The sequence below is a fragment of the Clostridium bowmanii genome (assembly GCF_018861315.1).
In the GTDB taxonomy this organism is placed as follows: Bacteria; Bacillota; Clostridia; order Clostridiales; family Clostridiaceae; genus Clostridium_AD; species Clostridium_AD bowmanii.
In genome coordinates this window covers 117,686-134,445 of the sequence record NZ_JAHLDL010000012.1, presented here as the reverse complement: position 1 = coordinate 134,445, position 16,760 = coordinate 117,686, and the positions used below count along the sequence as shown (strand labels likewise).

Sequence of the window (16,760 nt, the reverse complement as noted above, 5' to 3'; positions counted from 1 at the left end):
TCATCCCCGTATTAAAAACCACTTCCCCCACACTTTCTTCTAAATACCCAAATATATTACCTTCAAATATTATTCCATTCTCTAAAATCAATTTACCCTTCATATTAAAGCCTCCTAGGTCAACCAAAAGTATATTTTTTTTATTTGTACCACGACTCATTTATAATATAATAAGTCTATGAATATTTATACATTATTATGTATATTGCTATTATTCTTATTGTTTGTTATCCGTTTAAATACTTGTTATTTTTTATTGAATTAAGTCATTTTCTTTTACTTATTATATACTTATCTTTGTGGTTATGCAATGTTTTCTTATTCATTTTATATAATAATTATTCATACATAACAATAAAAACGAGTAAAATCAATTGATTTTACTCGTTTTTACTAAAGGTATAAGCTAGATGTATTGTTCACAATCTCTCATAGATATCTAGGACTTTTATTAATAGAAAAAGGCTTATTTAGCTATTTACGATGTTAAGCTATCCTAACTCTCCTCATATTCTTTAGATATTTTATCTGCACGTTTTTTTGAAAACCAACTCAATCCCCAAGAACATAAAAGTGAAAAAGCAAACGTAGTCGAAAAAACAACATTCTTAGTTTTCCTTATTTATTGCTGTTGGTTTGTAATTTTTCAGACTTTCAGCTAAGGCTATTCTAATAATAATATTGTTATTAAGAATTAATTGTAATCGAAAGAATTTATTGACATTCCACTGTATCTATTATATAGTAACAGTAGACAAGGAGGTGGTGTACTTGAATATTCTTATATCAACCCTTTCGCAAACGCCCATATACCAGCAATTACAAAATCAAATAAAAGAACTGGTACTAAAGGGAATGCTGAATTCTCATGAGCAATTACCTTCAATAAGGCTTATGGCAAAAGATCTTAAAATTGGCATTATAACCGTTAAACGGGCTTATGAAGAATTAGAAAAAGAGGGTATTATCATCAATTTACAAGGACGAGGATGCTTTGTGGCAGAGATTAACCTAAGCAAAATTAAAGCAATACACATTGATATGCTTAGGGAGAGACTCCTTGAAATTAAAGAATTTGCAGATGCTGTAGACATATCACCTAGTGAAATGTTTAACGTTCTAAATGAAATATATGGAGGTAATGAAGATGACAAATAAGGCTGTGGAAATCAAAAATCTAAATGCAAGTATAGGCAATTTTTTCTTAAGTGATGTAGACTTTTCATTGGAAAAAGGAACAATCATGGGATTTATAGGGAAAAACGGTTCAGGCAAAACCACACTTATTAAAACAATACTTAATATGATTCCAAAAACAGGAGGAAAAGTGTTGTTCGATAATACCCCTATGTATGGAAAGGAAGAAATGGTAAAAGCAAAAATTGGGGTTGTATTTGATAGTTTAATCTACCCTCTTAATCTCAAACCTATAAAAATTAGAAATATGATATCACCCTTTTATCAAAGCTTTGATTCTAGAAGGTTTGATGAACTAATGAACCGTTTTGAACTTGATGGGAGTCAAAAGCTTTCATCATATTCAAAGGGTATGCAGATGAAGTTTGGGGTTGTAATGGCATTATGTCACAATCCAGAGCTAATCATACTTGACGAACCCACAGCAGGTCTTGATCCTATTGCAAGAGCAGATGTCATGGACTTACTCTTAGAACTTATGCAGAATGAGCAAAGGTCCATTCTTTTCTCAACACATATTACCAGTGACCTTGAAAAAATTGCTGATTATATAACTATGATTGATGATGGTAGAATTATTTTTTCTAAAGGAAAAGATGAAATACTTGATACCTATCTCCTAGCTCATATTGATAAAGAGACTATGACAGATACAATTAAGTCTGAACTTATAGGGCTAAAGGAAACAATTTTCGGATATGAGGGATTATGTAGGAAAAATTTAAAGTTTCAAAATTTATCAGGGGTTAAAACTGCCAGACCTTCCGTTGAGGACATTATGCTTTACATGGATGCAAAAAAATGATTAAAGGAAAGAGGTGCTTTATATGTTAAAAAAACTCATTGCTTATCAAAGACTATTACTAAATTCAACTCCGCCAATTGATATAAGATTTCAAAGTCCATTCAAGCAAATACCTTATATTTTTGCTATTCTTGTTATGACTTTTATGAATATGTTTATATTTATGGGAAATACATTATCTACAAACGATATTATTCCCATTGTTTTGCCAATAATAAGCATATGGGTGATTAACAGGATACTTTACGGCGATCAAAGACTGTTTGAAACTGTACCTGTTAATAGAAAATATACAGCCTTAAACATATTTTTACTATCAGTAGTAATCATCATTATATTATATGTTGTAGTCTCCCTTGTTGGATTATCGCTGGCAGGCATTCTATTCAGTGTTTTATACCTCGTGTCTCCTAATGGATTTAGTAAGTCACCACCAGAATCTGCAGTTCATCAAATAATAAACACAACAAAAGGAAATATGCTTATGTTGTGTATACTAGTAATAATCATTTTTGTTGGAACTACAATTACTTTTATAAAAAATAAGAAACTCAGATACTCTAGCTTTGCACTATTTGCTACCATAGGCTATGGGCTTCTGTTTTTTCTAAAATCTTTTATGCCAATATCCCCAAGCTCTGACAAGGTTGAATTTCTTGAAAGCTTTTCTGTAATGCCTCAGGCAAATACAATTTTGATTTGTATAGCTGTAGCCACAGTTATACTAGCTACTTCATCTGTTTTCATAGGTGGCAATCTTTATATTGGTAAATTAAATAGCCCCCAGCAATAGTAACTTTTTTACAAGATAAAGCAGCTATGAGGTTTCTCTCATGACTGCTTTATTTATAAACTATTTAAAATTTCCTAATCATTGCTTAAAAGACATAGAAGTTTACCTAGCATTCTCCCTATTTTTCTATATATCCTTCTCGTAAAAATTTAATTTCCTGCGCATGACCAGCTAAATCAATTGGAGTTTCTAAAAAAAATGGTAAGTGACGCAGTTTGGGATGATTAATAATTTTAATAAAAACTCCTTTTCCCATAGAACCTTCGCCAATTTTCTCATGGCGGTCTTTATGACTTTCAAAGGGATTTTTGCTATCATTCAAGTGAATTGCACATAGCTTATCAATACCAATAATTCTATCAAATCGCTCTATTACTCCATCTAAATCATTAACTATGTCATAACCTGCATCATAAATATGACAAGTATCAAGACATACGCCCATTTTATCAGAAAGAGTAACTCCATCAAGAATTCGTTTCAATTCTTCAAAAGTTTTGCCCACTTCGGTTCCTTTACCTGACATTGTTTCAAGAAGTACTGTAGTAGTTTGTTCTGGTTTTAATACGGTGTCGAGCATATTTATAATATATTCTATGCCCTTTTGAGCCCCTTGTTTTATATGGTTACCTGGATGAAAGTTATAAAAATTATTTGGCATGTATTCCATTCTATTTAAATCATCCGCCATAACATTAACTGCAAATTTCCTTGTTCCTTCATCAGCAGAACAAGCATTTAAAGTGTACGGAGCATGTGCTAAAATTGTAGCAAATTTATTTTCTTTTGCTAGTTCTAACAGTGCTTTTACATCGTTAGAATCAATTTCTTTTGCTTTGCTACCTCTAGGATTACGGGTGAAAAACTGAAACGTATTTGCTCCTATTTTAAGTGCTTCTTCACCCATGACTTTATAGCCTTTTGATACCGATAAATGGCAACCTATATTTAACATATCTATTCCTCCGAAAATTCAATATATTTCAAAACTTGCCACTTGACACCTGGATGTAACCTATCCATGCTATTCTACATATGCCTCTCTTAAAATTTTAATTTCATGAGCATAACCTTCTAATTCATTTGGAGTTTCTAAAAAGAACGGTAAATGACGTAGTTTAGGATGGTTAATAACTTTAATAATCACATCTATTCCAATAGAACCTTCACCAATCTTTTCATGGCGATCTTTATGACTTTCAAATGGATTCTTGCTATCATTTAAGTGAATTGCATATAACTTATCAAGACCAATAATTCTATCAAATTCATCTACAACCCCATCTAAATCATTAACAATGTCATATCCTGCATCATAAATATGACAAGTATCAAGACATACTCCCATTCTACTTGAAAGAGTAACTCCATCAAGAATTTGTTTTAATTCTTCAAAAGTTCTACCAACCTCTGTTCCCTTACCAGACATAGTTTCAAGCAGTACTGTAGTAGTTTGTTCTGGTTTTAATACGGTATTAAGCATATTTACAATATACTCTATGCCCACCCGAGTCCCTTGCTTTACATGACTGCCTGGATGAAAGTTATAAAGACTATTAGGCAAGTATTCCATTCTTCTCAAATCATCTGCCATAATATTAACTGCAAACTCTCTTGTGCCTTCATCTGCAGAACAAGCATTTAAAGTGTATGGTGCATGTGCTAGTATTATAGCAAATTTGTTTTCTTTTACTATTTCTAATAGTGCCTCTACATCTTTTGGATCAATTTCTTTTGCCTTACTACCTCTAGGATTACGAGTAAAAAACTGAAATGTATTAGCACCTATATTAAGAGCTTCTTCGCCCATGGCTTTATATCCTTTTGACACTGATAAATGACAACCTATATTTAACATAAATTATTCCTCCAATATTGTATTGATAGTGACTCAATAAATTTATTTACTTGTTTTTTATTTGCTCGCATATTATCTTAATCAATGATTTTATTGTCACTTAATAAATTCAAGTTTGTAAGGTGTAAATCCTGATTATAAATGAAATGCACCCTTGAAAAATCTATTATCAATTGTTAGTGTATCCGAAACTTCTAGATTTATATGTATAATATATAAGAGCTTCCACAAAACTAATTTATCAAATTTCTTTAATTCATTGATGAACCAGAAATCAAATTTATAATGAAATAAACAGAAGGCCATAAGCATTTTTTTCCTTTATTTCCAAACATCACTATCCACACCAATAGACTTTGACTTAAAATTAGCACCCTTGGTCTCGTTGTAATTTTTTAGGGCTTTAAATACAAGGTTAGATCCAATTAATATAATTGGAACATTTACATAAACTACAACTATATTCACAAAATCAGATATGTACCATATATTACCTAGCTCTAAGCCTGCGAGAACTGTTAGTGCACCAAAAGGAACAAAGAAGAATGCTCCAGCTAAACGTATTCCCATGATGAATTTCTTACTTCTAGATATTAAATTTGCAGATACTTCTGCAAACAGTATTAATCCTACCAAAGTTGTAAAGGCAAACATTCCATAACATAGAGAAACTATAACTTTAGCTGTGGAATCTAAGGCAGTCCCTGGAACTAAGTATTGTATCGATGATAAATAAACTGTAAGTTTAGAGGCTTTTATACCCTCCCATGCAACTCCAGCAGTGCCTGTCCAAACATGAGCTAAAACAATAACAAAACCAGTCATGCTACATATTACCATTGTATCAAGAAAAACTCCTATAGATTGTACAAATCCTTGTTCTACGGGATGCTTATTATCCGCTACAGCTGCAGCCATAGTAATTGTGCCTTGTCCAGCTTCATTGGACATGAGTCCACGCTTAATTCCTTGGGCTAAAGCTACACCAAAGGCCCCACCGAATAAGGCATTAGGCTTAAATGCTCCACCAAACACTGCCTTAAAGAAATATGGAATTTCATTTAAGTTAACTAATATTATTAGAAAAACTACGATTGTATAAATAACTGCCATAATAGGAACCAGGATATCAGTAACCGCTGCAACCCTTCTAATTCCTCCAAGCACAGTTAATGCTACGGAAATTACTAAGAATATTGCTACGCCATAATAAACACCAGATTGACGCCCAAAGGTTTTACCAGCTATAGTATCAGCTATTGAACCGAAGCTTGTGAATAAATGAAAGGTTTGTGAGGGTATAGTAAAAAGTGCATACATTATAAAAACTAAAGACAGCACGACTCCTACCCAACGTTTATCCCCCAAAATCTTTTGTCCATAAAAAGGAAGTCCACCTATGTACTCATTTCCTTTTTTCTCTTTAAATATCTGTGCAAGAACCGATTCAGCAAAGGCAGTGGACATTCCGAAGAAGGCTGAAACCCACATCCAGAATAATGCACCTGGTCCACCAATAGATATTGCACCAGTAACCCCCATAATATTACCTGGTCCTACTCTCATAGCAGAACTTAGTAAAAATGAGGCTAGTGGAGTAATCCCAGTGTCTGTTGCCTTACTCCTAATAAGAATTCTAAGTCCCTTTTTGAATCCTGTAACTTGAACAAATCTAGTTCTAATAGTAAAATAAATCCCTGTTCCCACAAGTAAAATAATTGCAAAAGAGAACCTTCCTAAAATAGGAATGTTAGCATACCACTGAAAATTGGTTGGAAAATCCCATAAAATATCTGCTATAGGAACTATAAATGCAAAAAAATTATTTATTGCTTCTAAAAATACACTCATTTGTTACCCCCTACTTTTATTGATTCTTAAATCTAAAGCTGCTCTTCTGACTTTACAAAAGCAGATAGTCCCATTTATGTATGAAAGACTACCTGCTTTAATTTATAATTGCTTAATTATTCTACTATTAATAAATCTTTTGTAGAATGATTTAATACTTCACAACCATCCTCAGTAACTATTACTAAATCTTCTATACGAACACCAACATCACCCGGAATATAAATTCCTGGTTCTATTGAAAAGCACATTCCAACTTCCACTTTATCAGTGTTAACAGAAGAAACATCACCAAACTCATGATCTTGAAGTCCTATTGAATGTCCTAATCTATGAGTAAAATATTTTCCATAACCTTTTTCTGTGATATAGTCTCTTGCTGCTGCATCAATATCACAAAATCTAACTCCTGGTTTAACTTTTTCAATTCCTCTTTTGTTAGCTTCTTTAACTATTTCATAAACTTCTCTACTGTGGTCTGATACACTTTTGTAAAAAACGGTTCTTGTAGTATCTGAGCAGTATGAGTCTTTGATACAACCTATATCAATAACCACACAGTCGCCTTCTTTAACTGTTGAATTATCATTACCATGATGAGGATCTGCTGCATTAGCACCATAACCTACTATAGGATCAAAAGAATGCCCCTCAGCTCCCATTTCTTCCCACATATCACCAAGTATTTTCCCCATTTTCTTTTCAGTATATTTTTTAGAAACAAGTTTAATCATCTTTTCAACAGCGATATCATTAAGCTTTGATGATGCTCTCAAAAATTCCTTTTCTTTTTCATCCTTTGAACTTCTTACACTATCAATAATTTTAGAACCATTAACAAATGTGCTACCACCTTTTAGTTCCATTAATCTTAATAAGAAATGTGCAGGCCAATTTTTATCTATACCCATTGGCACATCTTTATTGATATGTTTTGAAAGAATTTCTACTGGTTTGTCAGTATCACTATACCATATCATTTCTAATCCTAAATCTTCACTTATAGGGAATAACTCATTTATAAATAACTTGTTATGCCCATCTGTGTTAATATACAATGCTAGCATTCTCTCCCCAGGTAATATCCATTTACCCGTAAGATAGAAAATAGCATTTGAATCAGAAACTATCATCTGAGGTATTTTCTTTTCTCGCATAATTTTTAAAACTTTGTTAAGTCTTTCCTTTATCATTAAAAATCCCTCCTAAAATGTTATGGTTATATTTTGATTCTCTGTATTTATCAGAGAAATACAGGCTATCTTTTTTCTTCTTTAAATCCTGTTTTCTTCACAAAATTATTCCAAATAACAATCCCACTAAATATAACTACCAATGCTCCACCAATCATTTCTATTTCATAAATTATATTTTCTTTTAAACTTGGCATTACTGGTGCTGCTGATAGAACTATACCAATTATTACTACAACTAATACCATATGTGCAATTCTAATTGACGTATTGTTATTTCTTGATAGTTCATATGGTCTTACTTCATTTGGTCTTGTTTTTCTGAGTTTTATATAAGCTGTAAATAGTAATACGTAAGGGAACAATGCTGTAAGTGCTGTCATTGTAAGAAGCACATTGTATATTGTATCAACTGAAGGCAACAAATTTATTGCAAGTAAAATTACTGTTACTATTGTTGCTTGAAGATAAACTGCCACTTCTGGTATATTGTGCTCATTTACTTCTGTAAATTTCTTTGAAAAAATACCCTTCTGAACACTTCCAAAAAGCATCTTTATTGGTGAAGCAATATACAGTATTATTGTTCCAAAAACTGAAAGCGATATTCCGATTGCAACAATTTTTATAAACCAAGTTCCTATTCCAAGGTTTGCTGCAACTGTGGAAAGTGCTACTAAAATCCCTTGCGATGCTGTTATCTCGCTTGCTGGTAAAATAAGAGTAATAGCAATTGAACCTAAAACGTAAAGTCCAGCAACTAAGCAAGCTGCAATCAATATAGCTTTAGGCAAATTCTTCTTAGGATTTTCCATCTCTGTTACAAAGTTTGCTGTTATTTCTGCACCAGATAATGCAAACATTACACTTGAAATGGCTGCGAATGAATCCATATTTAATTTTGGGGTAAGTGTTTGAACTGTATAAATAGAAGCTGGCTCATTGCCAAATACATAAACTGAAACAAGACCCATAACTATTAATAATATTGCAGGCACAGTCGACCCTAAAGCCCCAATATTTGTAAATAGTTTTCCAAAGCCCATTCCTCTTGTGCTTATATAAGAAAGTAACCAGAAAATGATTAATGATAATGACATTACAAACATTTTATTGCTAGCAAGGTCAGGCCTACCAATAGCATAAGATATATTAACAATTAAGAATGTCAAAAATGAAGTATACCAAAATAACTTTGCAGTCCAATTTAACCACGAAACCATGAAAGCTTTTTTGTCACCATAAGCTTCCTTTACCCATTCATAAAGTCCACCATCCTTTGGATATGTTGCTGCAAGTTCAGCACAAATAAGTGCACCTGGTACAAAAAATATAAATGTAAAAAGAATCCATGTGGGAATAGACCCTAGTCCTAGTCCAAAATTTGATGCCGTGGATTTAGCAATCCATCTAATTCCAAACAGAGCAGATACATTCATAAATACTAAATCCCATAAACCGATTTTCTGTTTCATTAAACCAACCTTTTCTTTCATTTTCTTACCATCTTTCTTATAATGTAATTCTAATAGTCAGTATATTATGTTACTTATAATATATTATATCATAAAAAATTATAGTATGCCTAACCTTTTAAGTGCAACAGTAATTTTTAAAGTATAACAATAATTTATATGAATATTACAATAACTATTTAAATAAAACAATATTTTTTTTATACACATCATAATTATTATAATATTACAGTAATTATGAAGTTTCTTATATTGAATATTTTTTTTTAATATGTTATCATAGCTATTAATAGCTATGATAACATTTGGTAAAATAAGATCTTTTTTAAAAAAATATACCATTATATATTGTAATAAACAATAAAATTTGGGGGTATTTAATGATAGCTGAGATATCAGGAAAAATTCGTAATCTAAGAAAAGAAAAAAATCTAACCTTGAAAGATTTAAGTATGAAGACTGGTCTTTCAGTAAGCTTTCTATCCCAGGTAGAAAATGGTTATTCTTCACTTGCAATAACTTCATTAAAAAAAATTGCGGAAGCACTAAATGTTACAATGAACTATTTCTTCAAAACTCCTGAAATACATAATTTTTTGGTTAAGTCCGAAGAAGAAAAAGTATTTAAAATAGAAGGCTCGAATTCTGAATTTATTAGAATTAGTGGAGATTTTCCTGGAAGAAAAATTGAATCCATGATAGTCATACTTCCGCCAAAAGAAATGCATGGAAGCAACTCTAATCATCCTGGTGAGGAATTTGTTTATGTACTTGAAGGGGCACTAATTGTAAATCTTGCCGGAACCGATTATTTAGTAAAAGCAGGAGACTCAATTCAATATCCATCAACAAAAGATCATTCTTGGTTAAACCCACTTAATCAAAACACTAAGTTTCTTATCGTTGTTACTCCATTAATTTTCTAATCCCACAAAAAAAAGGCTATAGGCCTTTTTTTTAACGTTATATTATGATAATTTTAAATTTATTTTAATTTCTTCATTTACCAAACAGTATGCTGTATCTTCTTCAACTTTTATATAAACAGATAAAGTTTTAAGTTCTGAGATTTTATGAGATTTTATCCACTCTTCGTAAACTTTTTCAAGTATTGTTTTTTTGCTAATTTCTTTTCCATGATATTGAACATAAAAACCAACATCAATTTTCTTAGCTATTGTTTTTTTTGCAGCAGTAGTTGCTTTAGTCGTCCTAGTTTTAATGCTTTTAGCAGTATCCTTCACTGCATTAATAGTTTTTCCCACATTTTCTTTTGTTTCTTCCGTAGACTTTATAACTTTTTCTGCCGTTGCCCTTAAAGCCTCTTTAGCGGATGTTAAATTACTATCTTTTTTCATATCTTTTACCTCCGTTTATAGATTTTTTTAGATTTTTTTTAGTTTATTATTATATTCTAAATTATTTTTAAAAATCCTTTTTTTTGTAGGAATAAAATAATGTACCACTTATAATTGCAAAATACGATACTGACATTATAACACTATTTTACAATAAATGGAGTGAAATCCAATTAATAATTAAAAGTATTTGAAAAATCCTCCTTTATACATTTAATTTATTCTGCATAAATATCTTGATTTTCATATTCACACTTAGTAAAATCCAGAATATACTAAAGTACCAGCTATACCTTCCTTTATTTGACGATTTTTAAAAGGAAGTCCATCACCTAGCTGTGATGGTATTATTACCAAAGCATCTCCAATACTTAAGTTAAAGTGTAAAAATTCTTTTAAAGTGAGTAATGAATACACTTTAGTTGATTTTTCAAGCTTTTACTTAGGCGCATTTAAATAAATATCAAGTATTCACCTGTTAGTTATTTGAATGTACCGAATTTTAAAAGGAGGTTATTTATATGAGTCATAGACATAATAATTGTTGTTGTAATAATAACTGTTGCTGTAGGCCTACTTCCAACTGTGGAAATAACAGTGGTTGTGGAAACAATTGTGGAAATAGTTGCGGAAATGGATGCGGAAATGGCATCGGTGGAATAGGTGGTGGCAGTGGCATTTGGTTACTTCTTTTACTTTTAGGTGGTGGAAGTAACTGTGGTGGTGGTTGCGGCAGAGGGTTTGGTGGCTTTTTTTAGTTAAATAAAAGAAGCACTTCTAATAATAATTATTAGAAGTGCTTCTTTTATTTGTACATAAGTTCTAATTCATTTTGAATTTCATCGCTTTCAGAGAATTCATCATAAGACATTACTTTATCCATTATACCCTTAGGGGTAATTTCTATTATCCTATTTGCAACTGTTTGAACTAGCTGATAATCATGTGATGTAATCAAAATTGTTCCAGTAAAGCTAGTTAATCCATTATTTATAGCAGTAATAGACTCTAAGTCTAAATGATTAGTAGGTTCGTCTAAAATTAATACATTAGCATTGCTCAGCATCATTCTAGAAAGCATACATCTAACCTTTTCCCCACCAGACAAGACGCTAGATTGTTTAAGTGCTTCTTCTCCAGAGAAAAGCATTCTTCCTAAAAAGCCTCTAATAAAGCTTTCTGCCTTTTCCTCAGAAAATTGTCTCAGCCAATCAACTAAGCTACAATCTACAGCATTAAAATATTCTGAATTATCCTTTGGTAAATAAGCTTGAGAGGTAGTAACTCCCCATTTAAACTCACCACTATCTGGCTGCATTTCACCCATTAATATCTTAAACAGTGTAGTTTTAGCTATTTCATCTGCACCAGTGAACGCAATCTTATCTCCCTTGTTAACTATAAAAGATAAGTTATCAAGGAGTGTTACTCCATCTACAATTTTAGTTAAATTTTCAACTACTAATAAATCATTTCCAGCTTCTCTTTCTGGCTTAAACCCTACAAAAGGATATTTACGAGAAGAAGGTTTTATATCATCTAAAGTCAATTTATCTAATTGTTTTTTACGAGAAGTAGCCTGTTTCGCTTTAGAAGCATTGGAGCTAAATCTAGCAATAAAGTTTTGAAGTTCTGCAATTTTTTCTTCTTTTTTCTTGTTAGAATCTTTAGCCATTTGAAGAGCTAACTGACTAGACTCATACCAAAAATCATAATTTCCAACAAATAATTGAATTTTACTAAAGTCAATATCTGCAACATGAGTACATATTTTATTTAAAAAATGCCTATCATGAGAAACAACTATAACAGTACTATCAAAATTCAACAAGAAATTTTCAAGCCATTTTTTTGATTTTGAATCTAAATTGTTTGTAGGCTCATCCAGAAGTAAAATATCTGGCTTACCAAATAATGTTTGGGCAAGGAGTACCTTAACCTTTTCTGATCCTGTTAGTTCCTTCATCTTTTTACTTTGAAGTTCTTCAGTTATGCCTAGACCCATTAAAAGAGTTGCAGCTTCTGATTCAGCTTCCCATCCATTAAGTTCTGCAAATTCACCTTCGAGTACTGCAGCTCTAATCCCATCTTCATCCGTAAAATCTGGTTTTGCATATAGGTCATCTTTTTCACTCATTATTTCAAACAATCTTACATGTCCCATCATTACAGTTTTGATAACTTCGTGTTCATCAAATTCAAAATGGTCTTGCTTTAAAACTGCAAGTCTTTCTCCTGGTGTAATTATAACATCGCCAGTATTAGACTCAATTTCTCCTGATAATATTTTAAGAAAAGTTGATTTACCAGAACCATTAGCACCAATTAATCCATAACAATTACCTGGTGTGAATTTTATATTAACATTATCAAATAATTTACGTGCACCATATCTTAAACTTATATTATTTGTACTAATCATATATTTATAAATACCTCCATATTAAGTAATTTCATTATAGTCGAAACCACTGAACCATTATACCATAAGGAATGAACCTAAGCTAATATAATTTATTCCTTAACTATTTATTTTTTTAAATTTGATGTTTTATTTTGGAGCCTTTCTGCGCGTTTAGCTTTAGGCGAGTCCTCTGGATCAATAATTATTCCCTTGAAGATATCTTTTGGCAAAATTTCTATATTAAAATCTTTTTCATATGTTTTAATTAAATCAAGTTCTCTTTCTTCTGCTATTGATAGTGCAAACCCATGTTGACCCATTCTTGCTGTTCTACCAACTCTATGTAAATAGTCCTTAGAATTCTCTGGTATATCTAGGTTAAATATATGTGTTACTCCTTCTATATCAAGCCCTCTAGCAGCTAAATCAGAGGCCACTAAAAGCTGGATTTTTCCTGCATTAAAATCCTCAATCGCTTTCTTTCTATTTTCTTTTTCAGATGTTCCGTGAATTCCTTCTACACTTAATCCATGATAGCTAAGCTTTGAAGTTGTAATTTCTACTTCATCACTTTTGTTAATAAATATTATTGCTTTTTTAGGGTTAGTCGCACTTATAAGTTTCCTTAAAAGAATCAGTTTTTCTCTCCTTTCAACCACGAAATACATATGCTCTATGTTAGGGTTTACAACACTTTTGTCCCCTACTTTAATAACCTCTGCATCCTTCATTAATGTTTTAGCAATTTCTACTGCTTTAAGTGAAATCGTAGCTGAAAACAACATAATTTGTCTATCTCTAAGGGTGGTTTTAATTATGGACTTTACTCCCTCTATGTTATTTTCGTCTATCATTCTATCGCCTTCATCGATTACTATAGTCTTTACCCCATGTGATTTTAGTTTCTTCATAGTTATAAGTTCTAAAATTCTTCCTGCAGAACCAACTATTATATGTGGCTTCTCCTTAAGATACTCTAGCTGTCTTTTAATATTAACATTGCCTATTATGCTAGTAGATTTTACTTGCGAAGCAGAGTTTTCTGATAAAAGTTCTATCTGTTTGTGTATTTGCATTGCAAGTTCATGAGTAGGTGCAAGTATAATGGCTTGAATATCCTTTGATGTAATGTCTATCTTTTGAAATATAGGAAGTAGGTAAGCTAGTGTTTTTCCTGTTCCTGTTTCTGATTCTCCTATGATATCCTTGTTTTCAAGTCCTAGCGGAATAGCCTTTACTTGAATTTCTGTTGGACTTTCAATTCCTTGTTTTTTTAAACCTTCTATAAGGTTTTCTTGTAATCCTAGTTCGTTAAATGATTTATTCATGTTTTCTCCTTTTTTCTAAGAAATTTTGTTGTTAGAATACTTAAATATAGCTGCTTTTATAGCTAAATAATCTATTTCCTTTGGCAATGCATCTTTAATAGGTTTTAATTTTGAAGCTCCGATTTTTTCTATAACCTCTATAATAAGTGCTTCATGCTGTTTTGGAATAAAATCATCCAAATTCACTTCAAAACCCTCATAAGCACATTTTAATATATGATCTTGTATTGTAAGACTTTTTAATTGTCTTTCGTTTATTATATCCTCTATGCGCATGCCCTCTTTATACATATTATAAGTAATTACATAACTAGGCACCTTATCTTCATTTTCGCCTTTTCCATCTACCACAGGTTCACTTATAGCCGCAATATCAACTTCTTCATTATATAGCATATCTGGTATAAGTTCTATATTATTTTCACCCATATATTTTTTTATAGCCTCAATAAATTCCTCACCATACTTATTAAGCTTAGATTCTCCTACCCCTTTTATATTAAGCATCTCTTTTTTATTTACTGGAAAATACTCACTCATTTCTCTTAGGGCGCTATCTGCAAAAACAATATATGGTGGAACTTTTTCTCTTTCGGATATTTCTTTCCGAAGAGTACGCAGAATTTCAAATAACCCAGTATCGCGAGATACCTTAGCTTTTCTTTTCTCAACCTTTTGATAGACTTTTTCCTTACTTTTAAGTACTGCCACTGCTTTTTCTTTTAAACGAACTACTGGAAACTTACCATCCTCAAGGGAAAGATACTCTTCTGCTGTAAGCACATTTATAAGGTCCCTTATTTCTTTAACAGTGTATTGCTTTATTATTCCGTAAGTAGATAGCTTATCAAATCCAAGATCTAAAACTTTTTTATTCTTTGAGCCCCTGAGCACCTCTGCAATTAAAGTGGTACCAAACCTCTCTTTCATACGAAGGATGCAAGAAAATATTTTTTGTGCCTCTATAGTTATATCTACCAGTTCACTTTCATCATTACAGGTACTACAATTTCCACATTTGTCTTGAACGTTCTCTTCCCCAAAATATTCTAAAATAAATTTTCTGAGGCATCTACTGGTATGCGCATAATCCACCATAGCTTGAAGTTTCTTATATTCATTTATCTTTCTTTCAGGTGATCCCACACTTTGCTCTATAAAGAATTTTTGGAGTAGTACGTCTGCAGCTGAAAATAATAGTATACACTCACTAGGCTCCCCATCTCTACCCCCACGTCCTGCCTCTTGATAATAAGCTTCCATGCTTTTGGTCACATTATAATGAATTACATATCGAACATTTGATTTATCTATTCCCATTCCAAAAGCATTTGTAGCCACAATAATGTTTATATCATCATACAAAAACTTTTCTTGGTTTTCTTTCCGCTCTATGTCTCCCAGCCCTGCATGATATTTTCCAGCATTATATCCTTTTTTGAGCAAAATTTCACAAAGATTATCCGTTTCTTTTCTTGTAGCTGTATAAATTATTCCTACTTTATCTTTGTTATCTTTAATGTATTTTAAAACAAAATCTCTTTTGTTTTCTCCGCGAATAACAGTGAAACTTAAATTTTCTCTATCAAAACCAGTTACATAAACATCTGGCTTTCTTAATTCTAATAGCTTTATAACGTCGTGCCTTACCGCTTCTGTTGCAGTAGCTGTAAAAGCTGCTATTATCGGTCTTACCGGTAATTTTCTTATAAGTCCAGAGATTGATGCATAACTAGGCCTAAAATCATGTCCCCACTGGGATACACAATGAGCTTCGTCCACTGCTAAAAGTGATATTGTCAATCTATTTAACATACTACAGAAAAATTCCGATTCTAGCCTTTCAGGAGCAACATAAAGAAGCTTAAACTCACCTAGACAGGCCTTATCAATTCTTTCATTAACTTCCTTAATACTGAGTGAGCTATTTATATATGTTGCCGCTATACCTACACTGTTTAATGTATCCACTTGATCCTTCATAAGAGATATAAGTGGTGATACCACAAGGGTTACTCCAGGAAGTAATAATGCCGGTATCTGATAACAGACTGATTTTCCTGCACCCGTAGGCATTACCGCAAAAGTATCTACTCCGCTCATAATGCTCTCAATTACAGCATCTTGACCTTTTCTAAAATTATCATATCCATAATGCTTCTTTAATTTTTCTTGTGCTTCACGTAACATATATTTTTACCTCTCATCCCTAATAATTTCTTCTAATAGTATAACATTATTTTAAAAACTTTGTACCCTTATGGTGACGAACTTTACATTTGTCTTAATTTATTTACACTACTTTATAAAAAAAGAACTACTTTATTTATTTTCGTCAATTTTATAATATTTAAACACAAGTGCTCATTGAATTTTTACCCTTTAATATAATTTCAAATAAATATCACTATAAAAAAAGTACATACTACGAAAAATGCATCTGATAATGCATTATGTAATATATACTTATTTTTACTCATTTATCATATTAATGAAAT

Annotated in this window: 15 protein-coding genes; 5 read left to right on the top strand and 10 right to left on the bottom strand. The window is 31.7% G+C overall.

Annotated features, from left to right (window positions below):
* A partial coding sequence (locus tag KPL51_RS10245) for a carbamoyl-phosphate synthase domain-containing protein (RefSeq protein WP_216160532.1) occupies positions 1-103 on the bottom strand: 103 nt, incomplete at its 3' end.
* Between the two features lie 668 nt (positions 104-771).
* Between KPL51_RS10245 and KPL51_RS10240 the strand changes: the two genes are divergently transcribed.
* Genes KPL51_RS10240 through KPL51_RS10230 form a run of 3 tightly spaced genes read left to right on the top strand, consistent with a single transcriptional unit; the run spans position 772 to position 2,795 of the window.
* Positions 772-1,158, top strand: coding sequence for a GntR family transcriptional regulator (locus tag KPL51_RS10240; RefSeq protein ID WP_216160498.1), 387 nt, complete (start codon positions 772-774; stop codon positions 1,156-1,158).
* Positions 1,148-2,002, top strand: coding sequence for an ABC transporter ATP-binding protein (locus KPL51_RS10235; protein ID WP_216160494.1), 855 nt, complete (start codon positions 1,148-1,150; stop codon positions 2,000-2,002). The genes KPL51_RS10240 and KPL51_RS10235 overlap by 11 nt, the downstream gene beginning before the upstream one ends.
* A gap of 22 nt (positions 2,003-2,024) precedes the next feature.
* Positions 2,025-2,795, top strand: a complete 771-nt coding sequence (locus KPL51_RS10230; RefSeq protein ID WP_216160491.1) for a hypothetical protein — start codon at positions 2,025-2,027, stop codon at positions 2,793-2,795.
* Positions 2,796-2,913: 118 nt separating this feature from the next.
* Here the strand turns inward: KPL51_RS10230 and KPL51_RS10225 are convergent, their stop codons facing one another.
* The 5 genes from KPL51_RS10225 to KPL51_RS10205 all read right to left on the bottom strand — a co-directional run bounded on the left by KPL51_RS10225 (position 2,914) and on the right by KPL51_RS10205 (position 9,193).
* Positions 2,914-3,750 (bottom strand): deoxyribonuclease IV, encoded by an 837-nt coding sequence (locus KPL51_RS10225; protein WP_216160487.1) that lies wholly within the window; start codon positions 3,748-3,750, stop codon positions 2,914-2,916.
* A gap of 69 nt (positions 3,751-3,819) precedes the next feature.
* A complete protein-coding gene (locus KPL51_RS10220; protein ID WP_216160484.1) occupies positions 3,820-4,653 on the bottom strand; it encodes a deoxyribonuclease IV in 834 nt (277 codons plus the stop codon).
* Positions 4,654-4,974: 321 nt separating this feature from the next.
* The gene (locus KPL51_RS10215; RefSeq protein WP_216160481.1) at positions 4,975-6,504 is read right to left on the bottom strand and encodes an alanine/glycine:cation symporter family protein; all 1,530 of its coding nucleotides are present in this window, start codon (positions 6,502-6,504) and stop codon (positions 4,975-4,977) included.
* Positions 6,505-6,620: 116 nt separating this feature from the next.
* The gene (locus KPL51_RS10210) at positions 6,621-7,697 is read right to left on the bottom strand and encodes a M24 family metallopeptidase (protein WP_216160479.1); all 1,077 of its coding nucleotides are present in this window, start codon (positions 7,695-7,697) and stop codon (positions 6,621-6,623) included.
* Positions 7,698-7,762: 65 nt separating this feature from the next.
* On the bottom strand, positions 7,763-9,193 hold the full coding sequence (locus KPL51_RS10205) for an APC family permease (RefSeq protein ID WP_376770082.1): 1,431 nt from the start codon (positions 9,191-9,193) through the stop codon (positions 7,763-7,765).
* A 359-nt stretch (positions 9,194-9,552) separates the two neighbouring features.
* On the opposite strand from KPL51_RS10205, the gene KPL51_RS10200 reads away from it, so the two are divergent.
* A complete protein-coding gene (locus tag KPL51_RS10200; RefSeq protein ID WP_216160476.1) occupies positions 9,553-10,098 on the top strand; it encodes a helix-turn-helix domain-containing protein in 546 nt (181 codons plus the stop codon).
* A 42-nt stretch (positions 10,099-10,140) separates the two neighbouring features.
* Here KPL51_RS10200 and KPL51_RS10195 read toward each other — a convergent pair whose 3' ends face one another.
* Positions 10,141-10,530: a DUF6465 family protein gene (locus tag KPL51_RS10195; RefSeq protein WP_216160473.1), complete on the bottom strand. Its 390-nt coding sequence runs from the start codon at positions 10,528-10,530 to the stop codon at positions 10,141-10,143.
* Positions 10,531-11,051: 521 nt separating this feature from the next.
* Between KPL51_RS10195 and KPL51_RS10190 the strand changes: the two genes are divergently transcribed.
* Positions 11,052-11,288 carry a hypothetical protein gene (locus KPL51_RS10190; protein ID WP_216160470.1) on the top strand — a complete coding sequence of 79 codons (237 nt, stop codon included), beginning with the start codon at positions 11,052-11,054 and terminating at the stop codon, positions 11,286-11,288.
* A 47-nt stretch (positions 11,289-11,335) separates the two neighbouring features.
* Here KPL51_RS10190 and KPL51_RS10185 read toward each other — a convergent pair whose 3' ends face one another.
* The 3 genes from KPL51_RS10185 to recQ form a co-directional block, all read right to left on the bottom strand.
* Positions 11,336-12,952 (bottom strand): ABC-F family ATP-binding cassette domain-containing protein, encoded by a 1,617-nt coding sequence (locus tag KPL51_RS10185; protein WP_216160467.1) that lies wholly within the window; start codon positions 12,950-12,952, stop codon positions 11,336-11,338.
* A gap of 107 nt (positions 12,953-13,059) precedes the next feature.
* On the bottom strand, positions 13,060-14,262 hold the full coding sequence (locus KPL51_RS10180; protein ID WP_216160463.1) for a DEAD/DEAH box helicase: 1,203 nt from the start codon (positions 14,260-14,262) through the stop codon (positions 13,060-13,062).
* Positions 14,263-14,277: 15 nt separating this feature from the next.
* Entirely contained in the window at positions 14,278-16,452 is a 2,175-nt protein-coding gene (gene recQ, locus KPL51_RS10175) for a DNA helicase RecQ (RefSeq protein ID WP_216160460.1), read from the bottom strand.
* Between the last annotated feature and the right edge of the window lie 308 nt (positions 16,453-16,760).

Coding starts and splice junctions, on each gene's coding strand:
- KPL51_RS10235 (WP_216160494.1), top strand. CDS start 1,148: ATGACAAATAAGGCTGTGGAAATCAAAAATCTAAATGCAAGTATAGGC.
- KPL51_RS10230 (WP_216160491.1), top strand. CDS start 2,025: ATGTTAAAAAAACTCATTGCTTATCAAAGACTATTACTAAATTCAACT.
- KPL51_RS10225 (WP_216160487.1), bottom strand. CDS start 3,750: ATGTTAAATATAGGTTGCCATTTATCGGTATCAAAAGGCTATAAAGTC.
- KPL51_RS10220 (WP_216160484.1), bottom strand. CDS start 4,653: ATGTTAAATATAGGTTGTCATTTATCAGTGTCAAAAGGATATAAAGCC.
- KPL51_RS10215 (WP_216160481.1), bottom strand. CDS start 6,504: ATGAGTGTATTTTTAGAAGCAATAAATAATTTTTTTGCATTTATAGTT.
- KPL51_RS10210 (WP_216160479.1), bottom strand. CDS start 7,697: ATGATAAAGGAAAGACTTAACAAAGTTTTAAAAATTATGCGAGAAAAG.
- KPL51_RS10205 (WP_376770082.1), bottom strand. CDS start 9,193: ATGAAAGAAAAGGTTGGTTTAATGAAACAGAAAATCGGTTTATGGGAT.
- KPL51_RS10200 (WP_216160476.1), top strand. CDS start 9,553: ATGATAGCTGAGATATCAGGAAAAATTCGTAATCTAAGAAAAGAAAAA.
- KPL51_RS10195 (WP_216160473.1), bottom strand. CDS start 10,530: ATGAAAAAAGATAGTAATTTAACATCCGCTAAAGAGGCTTTAAGGGCA.
- KPL51_RS10190 (WP_216160470.1), top strand. CDS start 11,052: ATGAGTCATAGACATAATAATTGTTGTTGTAATAATAACTGTTGCTGT.
- KPL51_RS10185 (WP_216160467.1), bottom strand. CDS start 12,952: ATGATTAGTACAAATAATATAAGTTTAAGATATGGTGCACGTAAATTA.
- KPL51_RS10180 (WP_216160463.1), bottom strand. CDS start 14,262: ATGAATAAATCATTTAACGAACTAGGATTACAAGAAAACCTTATAGAA.
- recQ (WP_216160460.1), bottom strand. CDS start 16,452: ATGTTACGTGAAGCACAAGAAAAATTAAAGAAGCATTATGGATATGAT.